General features: G+C 55.7%; 24 protein-coding genes and 4 pseudogenes. 10 read left to right on the forward strand and 18 right to left on the reverse strand.

The genetic code is table 11. The annotated features are described in order from the left end of the window. Positions 1-123: 123 nt before the first annotated feature. The 5 genes and pseudogenes from aat to infA all read left to right on the forward strand — a co-directional run bounded on the left by aat (position 124) and on the right by infA (position 1,714). Positions 124-843, forward strand: coding sequence for a leucyl/phenylalanyl-tRNA--protein transferase (gene aat / locus BOW53_RS06945; protein WP_078487064.1), 720 nt, complete (start codon positions 124-126; stop codon positions 841-843). Then, positions 840-1,040 (forward strand): annotated as a pseudogene (locus tag BOW53_RS13885) (hypothetical protein); the annotation flags it as partial. The gene aat and the pseudogene BOW53_RS13885, both read left to right, overlap by 4 nt. Positions 1,041-1,069: 29 nt before the next feature. Continuing rightward, positions 1,070-1,270, forward strand: coding sequence for a hypothetical protein (locus BOW53_RS13890; RefSeq protein ID WP_425442909.1), 201 nt, complete (start codon positions 1,070-1,072; stop codon positions 1,268-1,270). Beyond that, the gene (locus tag BOW53_RS13895) at positions 1,227-1,373 is read left to right on the forward strand and encodes a hypothetical protein (RefSeq protein WP_425442908.1); all 147 of its coding nucleotides are present in this window, start codon (positions 1,227-1,229) and stop codon (positions 1,371-1,373) included. Before BOW53_RS13890 ends, BOW53_RS13895 begins: the two co-directional genes overlap by 44 nt. A 122-nt stretch (positions 1,374-1,495) precedes the next feature. Continuing rightward, on the forward strand, positions 1,496-1,714 hold the full coding sequence (infA, locus tag BOW53_RS06955) for a translation initiation factor IF-1 (RefSeq protein WP_078487066.1): 219 nt from the start codon (positions 1,496-1,498) through the stop codon (positions 1,712-1,714). Positions 1,715-1,765: 51 nt separating this feature from the next. Here infA and clpA read toward each other — a convergent pair whose 3' ends face one another. Both clpA and clpS read right to left on the reverse strand, forming a co-directional pair. After that, a complete protein-coding gene (clpA, locus tag BOW53_RS06960; protein WP_078487068.1) occupies positions 1,766-4,030 on the reverse strand; it encodes an ATP-dependent Clp protease ATP-binding subunit ClpA in 2,265 nt (754 codons plus the stop codon). Between the two features lie 65 nt (positions 4,031-4,095). Then, positions 4,096-4,416, reverse strand: coding sequence for an ATP-dependent Clp protease adapter ClpS (gene clpS, locus BOW53_RS06965; protein ID WP_078487070.1), 321 nt, complete (start codon positions 4,414-4,416; stop codon positions 4,096-4,098). Positions 4,417-4,750: 334 nt separating this feature from the next. On the opposite strand from clpS, the gene cspD reads away from it, so the two are divergent. Continuing rightward, a complete protein-coding gene (gene cspD / locus BOW53_RS06970) occupies positions 4,751-4,963 on the forward strand; it encodes a cold shock domain-containing protein CspD (protein WP_078487072.1) in 213 nt (70 codons plus the stop codon). Positions 4,964-5,054: 91 nt separating this feature from the next. Here the strand turns inward: cspD and BOW53_RS06975 are convergent, their stop codons facing one another. The 9 genes from BOW53_RS06975 to BOW53_RS07015 form a co-directional block, all read right to left on the reverse strand. Further along, positions 5,055-7,283: an NADP-dependent isocitrate dehydrogenase gene (locus BOW53_RS06975; protein ID WP_078487073.1), complete on the reverse strand. Its 2,229-nt coding sequence runs from the start codon at positions 7,281-7,283 to the stop codon at positions 5,055-5,057. Positions 7,284-7,395: 112 nt separating this feature from the next. Continuing rightward, entirely contained in the window at positions 7,396-8,061 is a 666-nt protein-coding gene (locus BOW53_RS06980; protein WP_078487075.1) for an endonuclease III domain-containing protein, read from the reverse strand. Positions 8,062-8,079: 18 nt separating this feature from the next. Continuing rightward, positions 8,080-8,940 (reverse strand): 23S rRNA pseudouridine(2605) synthase RluB, encoded by an 861-nt coding sequence (rluB, locus tag BOW53_RS06985; protein WP_078487077.1) that lies wholly within the window; start codon positions 8,938-8,940, stop codon positions 8,080-8,082. Continuing rightward, on the reverse strand, positions 8,933-10,045 hold the full coding sequence (gene scpB, locus BOW53_RS06990) for an SMC-Scp complex subunit ScpB (protein ID WP_078487078.1): 1,113 nt from the start codon (positions 10,043-10,045) through the stop codon (positions 8,933-8,935). Before scpB ends, rluB begins: the two co-directional genes overlap by 8 nt. A 6-nt stretch (positions 10,046-10,051) precedes the next feature. Further along, a complete protein-coding gene (locus tag BOW53_RS06995) occupies positions 10,052-10,888 on the reverse strand; it encodes a segregation and condensation protein A (protein WP_078487080.1) in 837 nt (278 codons plus the stop codon). 10 nt (positions 10,889-10,898) lie between these two features. Further along, positions 10,899-12,116, reverse strand: coding sequence for a tryptophan--tRNA ligase (locus BOW53_RS07000; RefSeq protein ID WP_078487081.1), 1,218 nt, complete (start codon positions 12,114-12,116; stop codon positions 10,899-10,901). Positions 12,117-12,208: 92 nt separating this feature from the next. Then, positions 12,209-12,886 (reverse strand): site-2 protease family protein, encoded by a 678-nt coding sequence (locus BOW53_RS07005; RefSeq protein ID WP_078487083.1) that lies wholly within the window; start codon positions 12,884-12,886, stop codon positions 12,209-12,211. Positions 12,887-12,929: 43 nt separating this feature from the next. Beyond that, positions 12,930-13,550, reverse strand: a complete 621-nt coding sequence (locus BOW53_RS07010; RefSeq protein ID WP_078487085.1) for an L-threonylcarbamoyladenylate synthase — start codon at positions 13,548-13,550, stop codon at positions 12,930-12,932. Between the two features lie 24 nt (positions 13,551-13,574). Next, positions 13,575-14,432: a PHP domain-containing protein gene (locus tag BOW53_RS07015; RefSeq protein ID WP_078487087.1), complete on the reverse strand. Its 858-nt coding sequence runs from the start codon at positions 14,430-14,432 to the stop codon at positions 13,575-13,577. A 162-nt stretch (positions 14,433-14,594) separates the two neighbouring features. Between BOW53_RS07015 and BOW53_RS07020 the strand changes: the two genes are divergently transcribed. The 4 genes from BOW53_RS07020 (at position 14,595) to BOW53_RS07035 (ending at position 16,288) form a co-directional block, all read left to right on the forward strand. Continuing rightward, the gene (locus BOW53_RS07020) at positions 14,595-15,071 is read left to right on the forward strand and encodes a hypothetical protein (protein ID WP_078487089.1); all 477 of its coding nucleotides are present in this window, start codon (positions 14,595-14,597) and stop codon (positions 15,069-15,071) included. Next, positions 15,068-15,367 carry a hypothetical protein gene (locus tag BOW53_RS07025; RefSeq protein ID WP_078487091.1) on the forward strand — a complete coding sequence of 100 codons (300 nt, stop codon included), beginning with the start codon at positions 15,068-15,070 and terminating at the stop codon, positions 15,365-15,367. Before BOW53_RS07020 ends, BOW53_RS07025 begins: the two co-directional genes overlap by 4 nt. Positions 15,368-15,436: 69 nt before the next feature. Then, a complete protein-coding gene (locus tag BOW53_RS07030; protein ID WP_078487092.1) occupies positions 15,437-15,988 on the forward strand; it encodes a septation protein A in 552 nt (183 codons plus the stop codon). Further along, positions 15,989-16,288, forward strand: coding sequence for a YciI family protein (locus tag BOW53_RS07035; RefSeq protein WP_078487094.1), 300 nt, complete (start codon positions 15,989-15,991; stop codon positions 16,286-16,288). 292 nt (positions 16,289-16,580) lie between these two features. Here the strand turns inward: BOW53_RS07035 and moaA are convergent, their stop codons facing one another. From moaA to napF, 7 genes and pseudogenes are all read right to left on the reverse strand, one after another. Continuing rightward, the gene (moaA, locus tag BOW53_RS07040) at positions 16,581-17,561 is read right to left on the reverse strand and encodes a GTP 3',8-cyclase MoaA (protein ID WP_078487096.1); all 981 of its coding nucleotides are present in this window, start codon (positions 17,559-17,561) and stop codon (positions 16,581-16,583) included. A 142-nt stretch (positions 17,562-17,703) separates the two neighbouring features. Further along, positions 17,704-18,279 (reverse strand): annotated as a pseudogene (locus BOW53_RS07045) (NapC/NirT family cytochrome c). A gap of 106 nt (positions 18,280-18,385) precedes the next feature. Then, the gene (locus BOW53_RS07050; RefSeq protein WP_078487103.1) at positions 18,386-18,814 is read right to left on the reverse strand and encodes a nitrate reductase cytochrome c-type subunit; all 429 of its coding nucleotides are present in this window, start codon (positions 18,812-18,814) and stop codon (positions 18,386-18,388) included. 48 nt (positions 18,815-18,862) lie between these two features. Continuing rightward, a pseudogene (locus BOW53_RS07055) lies at positions 18,863-19,348 on the reverse strand (4Fe-4S dicluster domain-containing protein); the annotation flags it as partial. Positions 19,349-19,432: 84 nt separating this feature from the next. Further along, positions 19,433-20,083: pseudogene (locus tag BOW53_RS07060) on the reverse strand (molybdopterin-dependent oxidoreductase); the annotation flags it as partial. Further along, positions 20,080-20,337 (reverse strand): chaperone NapD, encoded by a 258-nt coding sequence (locus BOW53_RS07065; protein WP_078487100.1) that lies wholly within the window; start codon positions 20,335-20,337, stop codon positions 20,080-20,082. The pseudogene BOW53_RS07060 and the gene BOW53_RS07065, both read right to left, overlap by 4 nt. A 16-nt stretch (positions 20,338-20,353) precedes the next feature. Then, positions 20,354-20,785, reverse strand: coding sequence for a ferredoxin-type protein NapF (gene napF, locus BOW53_RS07070; RefSeq protein WP_078487102.1), 432 nt, complete (start codon positions 20,783-20,785; stop codon positions 20,354-20,356). Between the last annotated feature and the right edge of the window lie 102 nt (positions 20,786-20,887).

The raw sequence follows: 20,887 nt of genomic DNA on the forward strand, positions 1-20,887 counted from the left end.
TGCCTGGTGAATGAAAACTCTAATTTTTCAGACCATCCTTAGATGAAAATACGCCCCGAGGCCAAAAGCATCTGTTGAATATAGCTGTTATGATTCAGGGAACTGAACATCAAACCTACAGCAATGCTTCAACTGCTTGATCCTAACCGGCCTGATGCCCCGTTCCCGCCCGTGGAACAAGCCCTTGATGATCCCGACGGGTTGCTCGCTGTGGGGGGTGACCTGAGTGTCCAGCGACTGCTCAACGCCTACCACCAGGGCATCTTCCCCTGGTTCTCCGAAGGACAACCGATTCTCTGGTGGTCTCCGGATCCGAGGACCGTACTCTTCCCGGAAAAGCTCAAGGTATCGAGGAGCCTGGGTAAAGTGATCCGCAACAGGGGGTTCGAGGTCTCTCTCGACGCCGACTTCCCCAGGGTCATCCACGCCTGCTCGGAACCGAGGGAGGATCAGCAAGGCACCTGGATCACGGAGGAAATGATAGAAGCCTACATCGAGATGCACAGGCAGGGGCACGCCCACTCTGTGGAAGTCTGGCTGGAAGGTGAATTGGTCGGTGGGCTCTACGGTATTGCCATCGGCAGGGCCTTTTTCGGTGAATCCATGTTCAGCCGCGTCCGGGATGCCTCCAAGGTGGCCCTGGTGCACCTCACCGGTCAACTGCTCCACTGGGGCTACCAGCTGATCGACTGCCAGGTCTACACATCACACCTGGTCAGCCTGGGAGCAGAAGAGATTCCCCGGAACCGGTTTTGTGCCGCCCTCGAAACGCTCTGCCAGGATAAAATTCAGGATTCCCGCGCCTGGACCAACAGCGAGCGGATGAGCCCGGAAGTACCATGACGTCCGGCCACAACAATGAGTCACGACTGCAGCTCTACCTCTCCCATGAACACCCCTGCAGTTATTTCCCGGAGCGACCGGCCCAAACACTCTTTATCGATCCGGCTGCTGAAAAATCACCCCAGCTCTATCAACAGTTGATCGACCGGGGCTTCAGGCGCAGTGGAGAGATGATCTACCACCCCCACTGCGGAGCCTGTTCCGACGCATTTTCACCCGGGTCCCCGTGGATCAGTTCAAGCCCAAGCGCAGCCAGCAGCGGGCCTGGAACCGATATGCATCTGAGCTGGAAGTCATCGTACGGAATGCGGCATTCGACCCGGACCACTACGCCCTCTACTCCCGTTACATCAGCAGCCGCCACCCGGACGGCGAAGCAGCAACTGCCCTGGCTCTACCTCGGCTACTGGCTATCCTGCAACCGTAAAATGGACTACAAAACCCAGTACCGGCCGATTCAGCTGTTGAGAGGAGGCCAATGGCATCGATATGCACCAGGGGAAACCTTATTTGAGCCCCCCAACCGATAAATAGCCTCATACCCCTTGCCAAGACCTGATTTTTATCGATAATGGCTGCCTGAATTTTTCGGCAGGCTTTGTGTTATACTCTCCGCCGCGATTCGCCAGTATCAGGGTCAATAGGAAACCGAATGGCTAAAGAAGACTTTATCGAGATGGAAGGAACGGTTGTTGAAACCCTTCCCAATACTATGTTCAGGGTTGAGCTGGAGAACGGTCACGTGGTGACTGCACACATCTCCGGCAAGATGCGCAAGCACTACATCCGTATTCTGACCGGTGACAAGGTTACCGTGCAGCTGACCCCTTACGACCTGTCAAAAGGCCGTATTACCTACCGTGCCCGCTGAATTTCCGTGATTCCGGCATCCGCCGGAATGACATGGCAAGGGAGTGTGCTGTCAGTGAACAGCACCCCCCTCGATCCGGAAACTCAATCTGTCGTCTTCGACACTGACTCTCACCACGCCGCCATCTGACAGCCCGCCGAAGAGCAGCTCTTCAGCCAATGGCTTCTTGATCTTCTCCTGGATCACTCGGGCCATGGGCCTGGCGCCCATCTTCTCATCGTAGCCGTGCTCGGCCAGCCAGACTTTCGCCTCCGGTTCGACGATCAGGGAGACCTTCTTGCCGTCCAGTTGGCCTTCCAGTTCGAACAGGAACTTGTCCACCACGTGGGTGATCACCTCGGGCGGCAGGCTGTTGAACTGAATGATACCGTCCAGCCTGTTGCGGAATTCAGGTGAGAAGAACTTGTTGATCGCTTCCATGCCGTCGCTGCTGTGATCCTGGTGCGTGAACCCGATAGAGGGACGGCTCATGACATCGGCACCCGCGTTGGTGGTCATGACGATCACCACGTTACGGAAATCCGCCTTGCGGCCGTTGTTGTCAGTCAGGGTACCGTGGTCCATCACCTGCAGCAGCAGGTTAAAGACGTCGGGATGCGCCTTTTCGATCTCGTCCATCAACAACACCGAATGGGGGTACTTATTGATCGCTTCGGTGAGCAGTCCTCCCTGGTCGAAACCCACGTAACCCGGGGGTGCGCCGATGAGCCTGGAAACGGTATGTCGCTCCATGTATTCGGACATGTCGAAGCGGACCAGCTCCACACCAAGACTCATGGCCAATTGGCGCGTCACCTCGGTCTTGCCCACACCGGTAGGCCCGGCAAACAGGAAGGAGCCGACGGGTTTCTGCTCGTTGCCCAGTCCTGAGCGGCTCATGCGGATAGCTGCAGAGAGGGTATCGATCGCCTCGTCCTGGCCGAACACCACAAGTTTGAGGTCTCGATCGAGATTCTTCAATGATTCGACATCGGTGACCGAGACAGTCTTCGGCGGAATGCGCGCCATCTTGGCCACGATATTCTCGATGTCAGTGACACCCAGCACCTTCTTGCGCTTGCTCACGGGCTTGAGCCATACACTGGCCCCCGCCTCGTCAATCACATCGATCGCCTTGTCAGGCAGGTGCCGGTCATTGATGTAACGTTCTGCAAGCTCTGCTGCAGCCTTCAGCGCCTTTTGGGAGTAGCGTATCTGGTGGTGTTCTTCGAAACGGGACTTGAGCCCCTTCAGGATCTCGTAGGTCTCATCCACCGTGGGTTCCGTCACGTCGATCTTCTGGAAACGACGGGCCAGTGCCCTGTCCTTCTCGAAGATACCCCGGAACTCCTGGTAGGTGGTGGAACCGATGCAGCGCAGCTCACCGGAGGCCAGCACCGGCTTGATCAGGTTTGAGGCATTCATGGTGCCGCCGGACGCCGAGCCGGCACCAATGATGGTGTGAATCTCATCGATGAACAGAATCGCTTCTGGCTCTTTCCTGAGCTGTGCCAGAACGGCCTTCAACCGTTTTTCGAAATCGCCCCGGTACTTGGTACCTGCAACCAGGCTGCCGAGGTCCAGTGAGTAGATCTTGTTCTGGGAAAGCACCTCGGGCACTTCGCCGTCCAGGATCATCTTGGCCAGGCCCTCTGCGATGGCGGTCTTGCCGACACCGGCCTCACCTACGAGCAGCGGGTTGTTTTTGCGCCGGCGGCAGAGAATCTGAATAGTGCGCTCGATCTCCGGTGAGCGACCGATCAGGGGATCGATCTTCCCCTTTTCTGCCTGTTCGTTCAGGTCGGTAGCAAAGGCCTCCAGGGGATTCTTGGATGTACCCTCTTGGTCCGGGCCTGCTTCATCATTGAACGGCAGGTTCTGGTCATCCTCCTCAGGCTCTCCATGAACCTTGGGGATACCGTGAGAGATGTAATTCACCAGGTCGAGCCTGGAGATATCCTGGGTATGCAGGAAGTAAACGGCCTGTGACTCCTGTTCGCTGAATATCGCAACCAGAACATTGGCCCCTGTCACCTCATCCTTTCCGGATGACTGAACATGAAATACCGCGCGCTGCAGTACGCGCTGGAATCCGAGGGTCGGCTGCGTCTCCCTTTCACTGTCCTGGGGCAGCAGTGGCGTGGTCTCTTCAAGAAACTCATCGATGTCCCTGCGAAGTGCTTCGGTATCTGCGCCACAGGCACGCAACACCTTGGCTGCAGTGGGATTGTCCAACAGTGCCAACAACAGGCGCTCCACAGACATGAACTCATGGTGCTTTGCCTGGGCCTGCTTGAATGCCTGGTTGAGGGTAAATTCCAGTTCTTTACTCAGCATCGATACTATCCAATTGAGTCAGGTCGTATGTTGGACCGCTAAAAGGCAACGATGGTTTCAATGAATCACGCCTCTTCCATGGAACACAGCAGCGGATGCTGATTGCTCCGAGCAAAGTCATTCACCTGGGAGACCTTGGTCTCGGCGATATCCTTCGTATACACCCCGCATACACCCACTCCCCGGGTATGCACATGAAGCATGATCTGGGTTGCTTTCTCCCGGTCCATACTGAAAAAGGACTCGAGCACCTTCACCACGAACTCCATGGGCGTGTAGTCGTCATTGAGCAGGATGACCTTGTACATGGGAGGCCGCTTGAGCTTGGGTTTCGCCTCCTGTACCGCCAGTCCGTCGCCTAAACTTGGTTGCTGCTTGTCTGTCATAGTTTTTGATTTTAGCTGAAATCAACTGCCCGATGTATCGAATGAAAGTGGGGTTTGAATATTAGAATTCAAGTTTACCTTAATAAATTAACATCAGAAGATTCTTACGTAATCTAATGAAATGTATAGAGAAATAAGGGGTTTAATATTTGACCAAATATTACAGTTGGTTATACTTTGCCCTGACGGGAAAAAGCGCCAAGTTGGTGCAACATTGCACTGTTTTCCCGCCTATCGGATTCAACATTCACAACGGCAACAACAAAATCAAAGCCGAAGTCCCCGATGCTGATTCCGTAGCAGTAGATATGAAGTATTTGGAGGAGTATTCACTATGGCTACCGGTACCGTTAAGTGGTTCAACAACGCCAAAGGTTATGGTTTTGTAACGCCGGATGAAGGAGAACAGGACATCTTCATCCATTTTTCTGCAATCGTCATGGATGGCTACAAAACCCTTAAAGAGGGGCAGAAAGTTCAGTTTGAGCTTCAGGAAGGACCCAAAGGGCTACACGCGACCAATTTGCAGTCGGCCGCTGAAAGCTGATCGTCGTTACTGACTAAAAGTACAATCAGTTCCTGCGCAAGCCTGTTACCTCTCCCCTGCCGGGGAGAGGTAACGAGGTAGCTCCTGCCTGTCAGATTGCTTCAAGCACACTGTTCAACGTTTCACTGGGACGCATCACCTTCGAAGTGATCCCGGTATCGGGGTGGTAATAGCCCCCAATATCCACAGCCTCACCCTGAACGGCATTGAGTTCGTCTACGATCTTGCTCTCATTTGCCACGAGTTGATCCGCAACGGGTTGAAAACGAGCTTGCAGATCCGCATCGCTCGTCTGTCCGGCCAAAGCCTGGGCCCAGTAGAGTGCAAGATAGAAGTGGCTGCCCCGAGTATCGAGTTCGCCCACCTTGCGTGACGGGGATTTATTGCTGTTGAGAAACTCGCCATTGGCCTGGCCCAAAGCATCAGCAAGCACCTGTGCCTTGGCATTGCCACTCTTCTGAGCGAGGTCTTCCAGGGAAACCGCAAGGGCCAGGTATTCACCCAGGGAGTCCCATCTCAGGTGATTCTCTTCCAGCAGTTGCTGCACGTGCTTGGGCGCGGATCCACCGGCACCGGTCTCGAACAGGCCACCGCCGGCCAGCAGGGGTACGATGGAGAGCATCTTGGCGCTGGTACCGAGCTCGAGGATGGGGAACAGGTCGGTCAGGTAATCACGCAGCACATTGCCTGTGACCGAGATAGTGTCCTTGCCACATTTTACACGCTGCAGGGTTTCGCGAATCGCCTCCACCGGCGACATGATACGAATATCCAGGCCATCGGTGTCGTGATCCTGGAGGTAGCGTTCTGCCTTTTCGATCAGATTCCGGTCGTGAGCTTTGTTCTGATCCAGCCAGAAGATGGCCGTATTGCCGGTCAATCTCGCACGATTCACTGCAAGCTTGACCCAATCCCTGATGGGCAGGTCTTTCGTCTGGCACATGCGCCAGATATCACCCTGTTCCACTTTGTGTTCCATCAGCACGTTGCCGGCTGCATCAGTGACACGGACCGTACCATTGGCAGGTATCTCGAAGGTCTTGTCATGAGAACCGTACTCTTCGGCTTTCTGGGCCATCAGTCCCACGTTGCTGACATTGCCCATGGTGGGAACGTCGAAGGCGCCGTTGGCCTTGCAGAAGGTGAATACCTCCTGGTAGATGCCTGCGTAGGAGCGATCCGGGATCATCGCCTTGGTGTCGTGGAGCTTTCCATCAGGACCCCACATCTGGCCCGAGGAGCGCAAAGCAGCGGGCATGGATGCATCGATAATCACATCGCTGGGCACGTGTAGATTGGTGATCCCCTTGTCGGAGTTGACCATGGCCAGTTCAGGACGGGTCTGGTACACCGCCTGGATGTCGGCCTCGATCTCTGACCGCTGTTCGTCAGGCAGGCCAGCGATCTTGGCGTACAGATCACCTATGCCGTTGTTGGTATCCACGCCCAATTCTTCCAGCAAGTCTGCGTGCTTCTCGAATACATCCTTGTAATAGACGCTCACGGCGTGGCCGAACATGATGGGATCGGAAACCTTCATCATGGTCGCCTTGAGATGCAGAGAGAGCAGCACACCCTGCTCCTTTGCCTCTTCGATTTCTTTCTCGAAATATGCGCGAAGCGCTTTTCGGCTCATTACAGCGGCGTCGATCACTTCCGCTTCCTGCACCGGTGTCTTCTCCTTGAGCACCGTTACCGTGCCGTCGTCAGCAGTGAGTTCGATCTTCACGTCGCCCGCCTGCCCGATAATCACAGACTGTTCGCTGGAGTAGAAATCCCCATCCTGCATATGTGCGACATGGGACTTCGAATCGGCGCTCCATGCACCCATGCTGTGGGGATGCTGCTTGGCGTAGGCTTTGACAGGGGCCGCAACACGGCGGTCGGAGTTACCCTCTCTCAGCACCGGGTTCACCGCGCTGCCGAGCACCTTTGCGTAACGTGCCTTGATCTCCTCTTCCTGCTCATTCTGGGGCTCTTCAGGGTAGTCGGGAATGTCGTAACCCTGTGACTGCAGTTCCTTGATAGCCGCATTGAGCTGGGGGATGGATGCGCTGATATTGGGCAGCTTGATGATATTGGCTTCCGGCGTCTTGGCCATTTCACCCAGTTCTGCCAGGTAGTCTCCCTGTTTCTGATCGTCAGTCAGCTTTTCCGGAAAGTGGGCAATGATCCTCCCGGCCAGGGAGGTATCACGGGTCTCGACGGTGATACCCGCCGCTTCTGTAAAGGCCTTGATAATGGGTAGCAGCGAATAGGTTGCCAGTGCAGGCGCTTCATCGGTCTTGGTGTATATGATTTTGGATGTCGGTGTCGTCATGATTCTCACTTTTTATGCGGCAACTGACTGCAGATTTCGGATACGAAGCCCGGATTCTAGCAGGTGCAGCAATAAAATATACAATTTTATATGCTCATTTAGGATACTTATCCTATATTCCTGTATTTTTGCAGCTTTTTCTCAGGCAACAAGTTTCGCATTTTGGCTTACTGTTGCAGTAATATTTTGCGTGATGAACGATAAGCACATGATATCCATTGAATATTTCAACTTCCTGGCCTAATACCTCCTGGAATCCCGCGTGCAGACATTCGTAGTTTTCATCACCTTTTACCAGGCCAAGTCTCGAAAAAAGTCTTCGTGTGTAGGCGTCGATAACAAAAACCGGGCGGTGATAGGCGTAGAGAAGGATATCATCAGCCGTTTCCGGTCCAACCCCATTAACACTGAGTAAATCCTGGCGCAGACGGTCGGTCGGGTAGTCATCAAGCGCCTCAACCCCTCCCCGCTCAGCGATGAACCGGCAGAGGTTCTGAAGGCGCTTGGCCTTTACATTGAAATAATCTGCAGGCCTGATCAGTCCTGCAAGCCTGCCCTCCTCCATATGGCGCAGTGAATCGAGATCCAGCAAGCCTTCGGCCTTGAGATTATCAAGGGCTTTTACCACGTTGGTCCAAGCCGTATTCTGGTTGAGCAGTGCACCCACGATGATCTCGAAAGGGCTCTCACCCGGCCACCAGTGCTGGGGACCGTAGGCACGCAGAAGCGTACGGAAGATTGACTTGTAGGTTTTGGGGGCTGCCAGTGTTCTCTCCATGGCACGAGGCCGACCGGTCTATCGGCGCCAGACGGATTTCTTTGCGGCTCGTTTCTTTTTGCCCTTGGGGACAGGCTTGGATCTGGATTTCGGGCTGGCGTAGCTTCTTCCGGTTTTGCCTGCAGGCACTCCGGCATCATCCAGCAATCCCTCCAGCTCTTTTTTCTCCAGGTCTCGCCATTTACCGGCGGCAACACTGCTATCCAGGATGACCGAGCCGAAACGCACACGTTTCAAACGGCTCACCTTCAGGTCCACCGCCTCCCAAAGGCGACGAACCTCCCGGTTGCGCCCTTCCACGATCACCACGTGAAACCAGCGATTGCTCCCCTCGCCGCCGGATTCGACGATATCCTCGAAGCGCGCGGGACCGTCTTCCAGCTCAACGCCATTGACCAACTGCTTGAGCTTCTCTTCGATCACATCGCCAAGGACACGCACCGCGTATTCACGCTCGATGCGTTGCGATGGGTGCATCAGCTTGTTGGCCAGTTCGCCGTCGGTGGTGAACAGCAGCAGGCCGCTGGTATTGATATCGAGACGGCCGACTGCGATCCAGCGTCCTGATTTCGGCTTGGGGAGGCGACGGAACACGGTAGGACGACCTTCAGGGTCGGAACGGGTTACCAACTCACCTTCGGGTTTGTTGTAAATGAGGACACGGTGCTCCTGCTCCTTCAAGCGCCAGCTGCCAACCTTTTTCCCCCTGACGGTGATGCGGTCGTCCGGCGTTACCCGGTCTCCCAGGGTGGCCACTTCGCCGTTGACCACCACCTCACCCGCTTCGATCCAGCGCTCCACCTCACGACGGGAACCGAACCCGGCATTGGCCAACACCTTCTGCAGGCGCTCTCCCTGGGGCTGATCCTTCTTAGGCATCAGGCAGCTCTTTGTCCGGATCTTCGGCGTCGGAGTCGCCCGCTTCCATATCGGAGGTCTCTGAAGATTCGAACTCATCAACGGGCGCATCCACCTGGTCAGTGGTAGATAGATCAGCCACCATGATCGACGCAGGCTCTGTCTCCGGATCGGTTAACGCATCGATGTCTGTCTCGGCATCCGCTTCAGCAATCTCCTGGCTTTCTTCATTTGGTTCGGCTTCAGAAACCGGGGTTTCCTCTTCGGATTCCTCAACGGGCGCATCCACCTGGTCAGCGGCAGATAGATCAGCCGCCATGTTTGACTCAGGCTCAGTCTCCGGATCGGTTATCGCATCGATGTCCATCTCGGTATCCGCTTCAGCAATCTCCTGGCCTTCTTCATTCTCTTCGGCTTCGGAAACCGGGGTTTCCTCTTCGGATTCCATGAGCTCACCAGGTTCCCCAGCTGATTCGCCTTCGACATCATCAGTCATCTCGGCCACTTCGCTGTCTGGCTGTTCAGGCTCACCTGGCTCATTAGCGGCTTCCATATTCGGAACCGCCTCTTCCAGCTCCAGTTCGCGATTTATAGAATCGAGATCGCGGATTTCCTGCAGGGTGGGCAGTTGATCCAGGCTCTTGAGGCCGAAGTAGTTGAGAAACTCCTTGGTGGTGGCGTAGAGGGAGGGCTTGCCCGGCACATCGCGCTGTCCGACAACCCGTACCCAATCCCGCTCCATCAGGGTCTTCATGATATTGGTGCTGACGCTGACGCCGCGGATATCTTCGATCTCGCCACGGGTGATAGGCTGCCTGTAGGCAATAAGCGCCAGGGTCTCCATCAGGGCCCTGGAGTAGCGCGCAGGTCGTTCTTCCCAGAGACGTGAGACCCAGGGAGCATACTCGGCCCGCACGTTGATGCGAAAACCGCCACCCACTTCCACCAGTTCGAAACCACGCCCCTCGTAATCTGCCTGGAGTTGCTTCATCGCCTCTCGCAGATCCTTCTTTTCAGGACGCTCCTCCTCGGTGAAGATTTCCAGCATGCCATCTAGGTTCAATGGACCGCCGGCGGCCAGGAGTGCAGCTTCTATGATCTGTTTTAGTTTTGTTTCTTCAGACATGTTGTTTTATTCAGCAATGTCAGACGACAACGCCTTGACATGTATGGGACCAAAGGCCTCGGTCTGTACCAGTTCAACCAGGGCGCCCTTGATCAACTCGAGGATGGCCAGAAAGGTGACAACCACGCCGAGCCGTCCCTCTTCCATATTGAACAGCGATGTGAACTCGGTGAAGGTATCGCTGTTGATCTGATCCAGCACCACGGACATCTTCTCCCGCACCGACAGCGCCTCCATCTGCACATGGTGGTGACTGAACATGTCCGCCCTGTGCATCACCTCTTTCATGGCGAAGAGGATCTCCTTCAGATCCACATCCGGCGGCCGTCTCTCGACGATCTTATCCGGCACATCGATCTCGGCCTGGAATACGTCCCGCCCCATGCGTGGCAGTTCGTCGATATCTTCCGCGGCCTGCTTGTAGCGCTCATACTCCTGCAGTCGCCTGATCAACTCGGCGCGAGGATCGCCCTCCTCGTCTTCGCTCTCCTCCTGGCGCGGCAGCAGCATGCGGGATTTGATCTCTGCCAGCATGGCCGCCATCACCAGGTACTCGGCGGCCAGTTCCAGTCGCAGCTCCTTCATCAGATCCACGTACTCCATGTACTGGGCCGTGATCTGGGCGATGGGAATATCCAGGATATCCAGGTTCTGGCGCTTGATCAGGTAGAGCAGCAGATCGAGAGGGCCTTCGAAGGCGTCAAGAAAGACCTCCAGGGCGTCCGGCGGAATATAGAGATCCTTGGGCATGGTCGACCAGGCCTCGCCCTGGACAACCGCAAAGGGCATCTCCTCCTGTTCGGGGTGATGGTGTTCCGGCAGACAAATCTCCGTTTCGCTCATTTATCGTCTCTTATCTGAGATTGAGGCTCATGGCGCTACGTACTTCGTCCATGGTTTCCTGGGCCATGTCGCGGGCCTCTTCCGTACCCTCGGCAATGATGTTTCTCACCAGTTCCGGTTGCTGCTCGAACTCAACGGCCCGCTCCTGTATCGGCTTGAGTTCATTGAGCACCGCGTCGATAACCGGTTGCTTGCACTCGAGGCAGCCGATGCCTGCGGTGGTACAGCCCTGCTGTACCCACGCCTTCACATCCTCGCCGGAGTATACCTCGTGAAACTGCCAGACCGGGCACTTGGCGGGATCACCGGGATCTTTCCGGCGTACGCGGTTGGTGTCCGTGGGCATGGTACGCAGCTCTTTTTCCACAACCTCGGGGTGGTCATGCAGGGCGATGGTGTTGCCGTAGCTCTTGGACATCTTCTGGCCATCCAGCCCCGGCATCTTGGATGCCTTGGTCAACATCGGCTGGGGTTCAGGGAGGATGATACGGCCGCTCCCCTCGAGGTAGCCGAAGAGGCGTTCACGGTCGTTGACCGTGATGTTCTGCTGGCTCTCAAGCAAGGCACGGGCGGCTTCCAGCCCCTCCTGGTCGCCCTGCTCCTGGTAGGCTTTGCGGTAGCGTTTGTAGAGCTTGGCGTTCTTCTTGCCCATCTTCTTCATGGCGGTCTTCGCCAGTTCTTCGAAGTTGGGCTCGCGGCCGTAGATGTGGTTGAAGCGTCGAGCCACCTCGCGGGTAAGCTCCACGTGGGCCACCTGGTCCTCACCCACCGGCACCATGCCGGCCTTGTAGATCAGGATGTCCGCCGCCTGCAACAGCGGGTAGCCGAGAAACCCGTAGGTAGCGAGGTCTTTCTCTTTCAGTTTTTCCTGTTGATCCTTGTAGCTGGGCACGCGCTCCAGCCAGCCCAGGGGCGTAATCATGGAGAGCAGCAGATGGAACTCCGCATGTTCCGGCACCTGGGACTGAATGAACAATCTCGCCTCACCGTGGTTGACGCCGGCAGCCAGCCAGTCGATTACCATGTCCCAGACACTCTGGGGAATGATGGTGGGGTCTTCGTAGTGGGTTGTCAGGGCGTGCCAGTCCGCGACGAAGAAATAGCAATCGTATTCGTGTTGCAGTTCAATCCAGTTTTTCAGCACCCCGTGGTAATGCCCCAGGTGCAGGCGTCCGGTGGGACGCATGCCGGAGAGGACACGGGCGTGCTGTGCAGGAACGGTGTTCAAAGCGACTTCCTTTATGATTTTCTGATTCTTTGGCCGGACCTGTCCGGCAAGAGCGATATGTTACCAGTTATTAACCCGGCACCGTAATAGGCTCAATTGAGTCCCACCAGTGTGGCACTGAGGGTCTGCACGAATTTAATGCCGGGAGTCAGGATGGTGCCGAGCAGTCCGCTGACCAGCAGGGCGATGACGATCACCAGTCCCCAGGGCTCGAGTTTGGCGTAATTCATGGCCAGCCTTGGCGGCAACATTGAGGTGAGGATGCGTCCGCCATCCAAGGGAAGAATCGGCAATAGATTCAATATCATGAGGATGGAATTGATGAAAATTCCAAAAATACCCATGTAGTAGAGCGGCAAGGCGATCCAGGCCAGGCCGCTCTCCAGGGATACACCGATCTTCAGCATCAGTGCCCAAAAAATTGCCATGATCAGGTTGGCCATGGGGCCTGCCAGGGCAACCAGTGCCATGTCCCGGCGGGGATTACCCAAGTTCCTCCAATCCACCGGCACGGGCTTGGCCCACCCAAACAGAAATGGCTGCCCTCCAGTCAACATGCTGGATGATACGTACATCACAATCGGCACCAGGATGGTCCCAATAGGATCGATATGCCTCAACGGGTTGAAGGTCACCCGCCCAAGCATACTGGCAGTGGAATCACCAAGTATCTTGGCCACCCAGCCGTGGGCCGCTTCGTGGGCAGTGATGGCAAACAGCAATGGCAGCGCCAACACAGCGATTTGTTGAATGGTTGTCAGGTCGTTCATCAGTGAGTCAATTCACTCTTCAATATATGAAAGGTTTTTTCTTCTATTCAAACAGGGAGGCGTCTCCCTTGCCTACCCTCACGATTTGCGGCGTCTCCTCCTCCACGTCCACCACGGTGGTTGGTTCGAAACCGCAATAGCCTCCGTCGATGATCAGATCCACGTGATGGCCGAGGAGATCCTTCATTTCGTACGGATCGGTCAGGGGCATATCATCCCCGGGCATGATGAGGGTTGAACTCATCAGTGGCTCACCAAGGGCTGCCAGCAGTTCCTGGGCGATGACGTTGTCCGGTACGCGTATGCCGATTGTCTTGCGCCGTGGATGCTGCAGACGCCGGGGTACCTGCTTGGTCGCCTTGTGAATGAAGGTATAGGGCCCGGGTGTCAGGGTCTTGAGCATGCGGTAGTGCTGGTTACCCACCTTGGCGTATGTGGAGATCTCCGAGAGATCCCGGCAGACCAGGGTGAAATTGTGCTTATCGTCCAGCTGACGGATCCTGCGGATGCGCTCCATGGCAGTTTTATCGCCGATATGACAGCCCAGGGCGTAGCTGGAGTCCGTGGGATAGATAACAAGCCCCCCCTGGTGGATGATCTCCACGGCGTTGTTTATGAGACGCTTCTGGGGATTATCAGGATGAATCTGGAAAAACTGTGCCATAAAATTCTGATTATTGTTAATGGATCAGGCGGATGCCGCCTGTTGTAACTGAACCCAATCGCTCCAGACTGGTTTAATGCCATCGGGCATGGGTTCAAGGCGGCCCAATTCGGTCCAGGGATTCTCGGGACCGTGGTAATCGGAGCCGCAGGAACCCTTCAATTCAAAATCCATGGTGTGTCGTGCCATGGTGAAGTTCTCATCACGGCTGTGGCTGCCAGAAACCACCTCGATCCCTTCTCCGCCGACATCCCTGAACTCTCGTATAAGGCGACGCAGCTTGGTCCGGGTAAGGTTGTACCGCGCCGGGTGTGCCAGTACAGCCTGCCCCCCGGCTGACACTATCCAGGAAACCGCCTCTTCGAGTGCTGCCCACTGACCGGGCACATGCCCTGGATTACCGCGGGTCAGGTATCGCTTGAAGACCTTGCGTGTGTCAGGGGCATAGCTCTTCTCCACCAGGAACCGTGCAAAGTGTGTGCGACTGATGAGCCGACCGTTGGAATACCCCCTGGCACCTTCATAGCTACCGGCAATACCGCTTTTCTCAAGGCGGCGACCAATTTCCTCTGCCCGCCAGTCACGAAATGCCCTGAGTGTCGCCAGGCCCTGTTGCAAAGACGGGTTCCCGGGATCGACGCCCAACCCCACCAGGTGCACTACCTGGGCATTCCAGGTCACCGAGACCTCTACACCGGGAATCAGGCAGATACCCGCCCTTATCGCTGCAGACTTCGCCTCCTCGATCCCTTCAGTCGTGTCGTGATCTGTCAGGGCAAGCACATCCACCCCCTTCTCAGAGGCGCGTAAGATCAACTCCGACGGCGACAGTGTGCCGTCTGAGGCGGTGGAGTGGGAATGCAGATCAATGCTCAAGGACATCAGTCCATTGTACCTCAAAGGCCCCGGATAAACGCTCTCATTTCTCCCAATCCGATAGTTAAAACAGGGTTAATCGCAATTCCGCAGCAGTACATCGGACTCGCAGGGATCATTAGTTACAGTTGATGACCAAAACAACCGGCTAGGATAATATTGGAATCCATGTTGATACCTCCTGCCGATCTCGACCGGTTTGCCGAAACATTTCAGCAGGCGTCGGGAATTGCCCTCAAGGCCTGGGAAGATGCGGGTCTTAATCAGCCCCCCTCCGGCCCGGATCCGGAAATGCTGTCCGGAGCGATGGAACAGTTGCTGGATCGGCTTAAATCGCAACAGGGTGACGACACCGGCTCCCCTGGTGCCCCCAGGGAAGAGAGCTCCCGCTACACAGCCAATGCAAGTATGAGCGAGCTGGGCCACTACGCCCTTAACATACTGGAAGAGTTATCGGTGATTACCGGTGACCTGGGTAGCGTGGACAGCCAAAAGAGCTGGGAGCTGCTCTCGGTTTCTCTTGCCCGGTGGCTCGCCGTAAACCGGTGGGAGCTCCACTCTCTTGGTTTAGTGGTAAACGGCTTTGCCTTCTTAGCCAACCGCTCCTCCAGCCCGGAAGCCCTCGAATCCCTGTCCAGGCCATGAGCGAAGTGGTTGATGCCATGCCACCGGTTGAATCAAACGAGATGTCCGACAGCGAAGCCTATCCCCAGGCTGAGCCTATGCTGCTACTGAATCGGGCCATTGTAGCCACCCGTACACACAATCCCGATCTGATGGAGTCGGCCTTTTCTGACATCATTGAGCAGATCCCGGATATGGCGTCCCGTTTTTTTCAGGAAGGCATGGAGCAGCTGGAGTTGATAGACTATCCGCCCCAGGTCAGGGAAGTGATCCAGCGCTACGCAAGGGACTGGCCGGAGGAGCGGATACTGCATTAATGATTAATTATTAGTTACCATGCAGTTAGACATAATTATGAGAGAGTTTTATTAGGTAATGGATTTCAGATGAAGTTTCTGACAGATTTTTTCCCGGTTGTGCTGTTTTTCATCGCATACCAGGTCTACGACATCTACGTGGCGACCCAGGTTGCCATCGCAGCCTCCTTTATTCAGGTCAGCTTTCAGTGGCTGCGCCACCGTTCGGTACCGAATATGCACCTGGTCACCCTGGGTTTGCTCATCATCTTCGGCGGACTGACTCTGGCACTGCGCGACCCCCTGTTCATCAAGTGGAAGCCCACCGTGGTCAACTGGTTGTTTGCAGTGGCATTCATAGGCAGCCAGTTCATCGGCAAAAAGAACCTGGTGGAGCGCATGATGTCCCATGCTGTCACCCTGCCCGCTCGAATCTGGCCACGGCTCAACACGGCCTGGGCACTGTTTTTCGTGGCCATGGGCGCTGTGAATCTCTACGTCGCCTTCAACTACTCGGAAGAGACCTGGGTCAATTTCAAACTGTTCGGCATGATGGGACTGACCTTTGTGTTTATCATCCTCCAGGCCCTCTACATGGCCCGCTTCATGGAACAGCCAACCGAATCCCAGGAGGAGATCTGAATGTTTTACGCCATCATGGGAACAGACCGTGACGACAGCCTGGAAGCCAGGCTGGCTGCCCGCCCTAAACACCTTGAGCGTATCAAGGCGCTTCAGGAGGAAGGACGCCTGCTGATGGCAGGCCCTCACCCCGCCATCGACAGCGAAGACCCCGGCCCGGCCGGGTTTACCGGCAGCCTGATCGTGGCTGAATTCGATAGTCTGGAGGAAGCCAAGGCGTGGGCCGAACAGGACCCGTATACCCTCACTAGCGTTTTCGCCAGCGTCAGCGTGAGGCCTTACAAGAAAGTTCTGCCCTGATTAAAAGGTTCATCTCATTCAGGGAATCTTTGCAGATGAGATGTGGATGGGGGCCGATGGGAGCCGCACCTTTATACCTGGAGGGTGCCGCGGCGAAAAAAGCTGATAGTTAATCCTGCCTCTGCCATCGGGCCGGGGCGGCCCTCCCACACTGCACTATACAAGTAATCTTTACTGTAGAGATGTGGTGGGAGCCGCGCCTCGCGGCGAAAAGGCCTGATACTTAATCCAACCCCCGCTATCAGGCCGGGGCGGCCCTCCCACATTGCAATTACCAGTGTGATTAAAGATATCAACCACCGGTCATGGACATGACCCGAACCACCTGGTCAGGTTTGTCATTGAATTCATGCTTCTCGGGCTTGCGGTTGATCGCTTCCCTGATCGCATCTTTGAGTTGCTCGTCACTCAGCCCCTGGCGCAACAGTGGGCGGAACTCCAGCTTGTCCTGCTGCCCCAGGCAGAGGTAGAGGGTGCCTTCGGATGAGAGGCGAACGCGGTTGCAATCTTCGCAGAAGTGCTGGGACATGGGGTTGATGAAACCGATCTTGAGGCGTCCACCCACCACCTTGAGGTACTTGGCAGGCCCGGCCCCTTTCATCTTCGCCGGCTCCAGTTCGAACCGCTGCTCCAGCATCTCCCGGACCTCGGCCAGGCTGACATAGCGATCCTTGGCGTTCTGACCCGCTGCACCCACTGGCATAGTCTCAATAAAACGCAGGGTGAAACGGTTTTCAAGACAGAAGTTCACCATGTCGCCCACCTCGTCGAAGTTGAGGTCGCGCATCACCACCATATTGATTTTGATGGGGTGGAATCCTTCCGCCTTGGCGGCCATCAGGCCCTCGATGACCTTGTTCAGATCACCCTGGGTGATCTGCTTGAAGACATCAGGCTTGAGGGTATCCAGGCTGACATTGAGACGGCTGACACCGGCCTCACGAATCGCCTTGGCGTGCTTCGCCAACTGGGAGGCATTGGTGCTCATTGAAAGGTCTTCAATCCCGGCCAGCGCACCGATCTGCTGAACCATCTCCACGATATCTCGCCGCACCAAGGGCTCACCGCCGGTGAAACGCACCTTGCTGACCCCCAGTTCACTGAAGATCCTTATCAGCCTGACGTACTCATCCAGGGTGAGTTGATCGTCCCAGTCGGTAAAGTCATTGAAGCCCTTGGGGATGCAGTAAAAGCAGCGAAAGTCACAGCGGTCCGTCACGGAGAGCCGGAGATATTCGATCTTGCGTCCGAAACGGTCGATGAGCTCAGACATGCACTAACCCTACTTTTGCCCCTTTGCCAGGAGCGTCCATTTTTTACCGCTTACCCAGAGAAGACAATAGCCCAGCTGAGGTAATCCGCCAGGCTATTGCCTCAGATCATAAAGACTCGATTTCCGTCCGGATTAAGCGGTATTAACCTTCAGAAGCCATTTCATCTACTGCGGGGTCGTATCCCTCAGGCAGACTGTGTGCGATGCCCTTGTGGCAGTCGATACAGGTCTTCTGGGGCTCGTTGCCGTCGACCGCGTCCCAGTAGTGGGGATCGTGTGCGTCGGCACTGCGCGAGTCCTGCTTGTCCAGATCCATGGACTGGAACTTGTGACAGTTGCGGCACTCCCGTGAATCGGTGGCCTTCATGGCCCGCCAGACATTTTCTGCCATTGCCAGGCGCTTCGCCTCGAACTTCTCGGGCGTATCGATGGTGCCCATCATCTTGTGATAAAGCTCGTTTGTCGCCTGGACCTTACGCACGATCTTGTGAATCCACTCCTTGGGAACGTGGCAGTCCGGGCAGGTTGCAGGCACACCGGTTCTGTTAGTGAAGTGTATGGTCTCCTGCAACTCCTGGCAGACCGTCTATTCCATCTCGTGGCAGGAGATACAGAACGTCTCTGTATTGGTTGCCTCCATGGCTGTATTGAAGCCACCCCAAAGGATGATACCTATGATGAGGACCTTGAAGACCCCGCGCTTTGCGCCGTTACTCATAATAATTCCCATCTAACTTTCTCTTGTGCACTCACACGTGCGATACATGTTGTTGTTGCATTCCCCGGTCATCCCTGGAACCAGGAACGACCGGGGGTACCACTAGTTACTTCGAACCCACAAAGGTGTTATCTACCAGCGGTGCAGCGTTCAACTGTAGCGCATAGCATTGGTTGCAGAAGTAGCGGCGGGGGGAGACCTTTTCCAGGGTCTTGCCGTCGCGGGTCACGTAGTGGCTGTCGCCTGCCTTGGGTGCCTTCTTCTCCTTGTAGGTCTTGGCGGAGTGACACTTCATGCAGGTGTTCACCTTGAGGTTGATCTCATCCTTGTCGATCTTGTGGGGGATCATCGGCGGCTGGATCTTGTAGCTGCGATCGAAGCTGCCCTTCACGATCTCCTGTTTCCGCTTGTCCGGCGCCATTGACGGGTCGCTTATCTCCTGCTTCCCACGCAGGAACTCGACGCCCGAGAAAGCTGCGCTGGAGAACAGGAATGTCACCAGTACAGCCATTAGGGTAAGTATTATCTTCTTCATCTTTATCTCCATCAAACTCTATGTTTGAAAATAAACTCCTGAGAAGCCTTAAGCCTGGCCACCCACACTATGTTGAGTGTGGCTCTTGGCTTCAGATGCTCTTTTAATCTCGTCTTTGGCGTAACGGTTGCCGAACTGGAATACGTCCTTAGCACAGACATCGATGCAGCGGCCGCAGTTGGTACATTCGGAAGAGAGAATGACGGGTCCAATGCCCTGCTCCGCTCCTTTCAACGCAGGCTTGATTACCCGTGATTCAGGACAGACAGCGAAGCAGTCCATGCAATCGCCACACGCCTCGCGGCGTGCAGCAATCACCCGCAGCGGACTGCGCTTGCCCAGCAGGCTGTAAAACGCACCTACGGGGCAGAGCCGACCGCACCAGCCATCCTTGCTGACGAACAGATCGAACAGGAAGATCTCCAGGATCAGCACTCAGGCCATGCCAAGCCCGAACACGATGCCGCGAAACATCATGGAGACCGGGTTGACCAGCTCCCACACGATGGAACCTGTTACGAGAGGCAGAACCAGTCCGGGGCACTAATAGGTTGTCGAAGGCCGAGTCGATTTTGGGGACTTGGATGTCCCAAAATCTTTCACGAGGTCGAAGACTCGCTTGGCCATGTTGGCGCCCCAGAGCACGAACGCATCAGCATGCTCGAGGTCGTCGTAACAGCCCATGGGTTCGTCGATACCGAAGCCGCGCATAAAGGCACCCACAGCCGAGGCAATGCAATGACGTGCATTGGGTTCCAGGCTATTGGAGCGGAAACCCGCTTTCAACAGTTTGGACGCGGCATAGCCCTCCCAAACAGTCCACTGACCGGAACCGAACATACCGATGCCCTTGGGACCCTTCTTACGGGCGGCGACCCACTTCTCGGCCATCGTCTTGAACGCCTCGTCCCAGGAGACAGGCTCGAAGTCGCCGTTCTTGTCGTACTTGCCGTTCTTCTTGCGCAGCAGGGGCTGGGTCAGACGGTCCTTACCGTACATGATCTTGGGCAGGAAGTAGCCCTTGATGCAGTTGAGGCCCTTGTTCACCGGGGCATCAGGTTCACCCTGGCTCGCCATTATCTTGCCGTCTTTTACACCCACCAGCACGGAACAGCCCGTACCGCAGAAGCGGCACGCAATCTTGTCCCAGCGAAGGTCATCGCCTTCGGCTGCGGTGGCAGTCTTGATGCCCGGCAGTGTGACACCTGCTGCGGCTGCGGCCGCGGCGACTGCATTGCTTTTTACAAAGTCACGCCTTGTTAGTTTCACTGGATTACCTCCTCGCTATCAGCTTCTTCCCCGCTGTAGTGATAGATCATGACGGTGCTTATCACACCTTCCACATCACCAAACTTGGCCATGATGTCGGCCAGCGTGTCATCTTCGCCGCCCTCCACCGTTACAATGAGTTTTCCAACATCCTTACCGCCATGTACCTCGACGCCTGGAAACTCTTCCAATCTGCTCGAAACCCCTACTGCGTTCTCCGGTTTCGCATGTACGATTGCACTACATACATTCATTTGCTTAACGCCCCCTTTACGCGGTTTCATCGCGTGTATAGTTGTTGGAAATTTCTACTGCTTTTGCTAGACAAACCGAAAGACAAGTGCCGCAACCGACACACCGATCACGATCGATCACCGGTTGGGCTTTGCCCCCGACCTGGAGAGAAAAACGTATGGCCCGCTTGTCGCAGGCATCACCGCAGGAGCGGCACATGACGCCGTTGAGTGACAGGCAGGAGTCGAGAATGGATGCTTTGTGAGACCAGGGAACGGCCTCTTTACTGGGTCGCAGCAGGGCTTCAGGCTCGCAAACCGCGACACAGTCACTGCAGAAGTCACAGCCGCCCCGGGTAAAGTCCATTTGAGGGTAGCCACCCTGCCCTTTGACGATCAGGCCGTCGAAACAGGCGGTAAGGCATTTGTCACACCGGGTGCATTTGTCGATGAACAGCTCTTCGGACAGTGCCGAGCTATGATGATTTCTGGTGTATGAGCTGACTTAAAAAGCGGTGTACTCTGTTGATTGATCTTGGCGGATCAACAACCAACAGAGGAAATACACCGC

Source organism: Solemya velesiana gill symbiont, assembly GCF_002020805.1.
In the GTDB taxonomy this organism is placed as follows: Bacteria; Pseudomonadota; Gammaproteobacteria; order Chromatiales; family Chromatiaceae; genus Sedimenticola_A.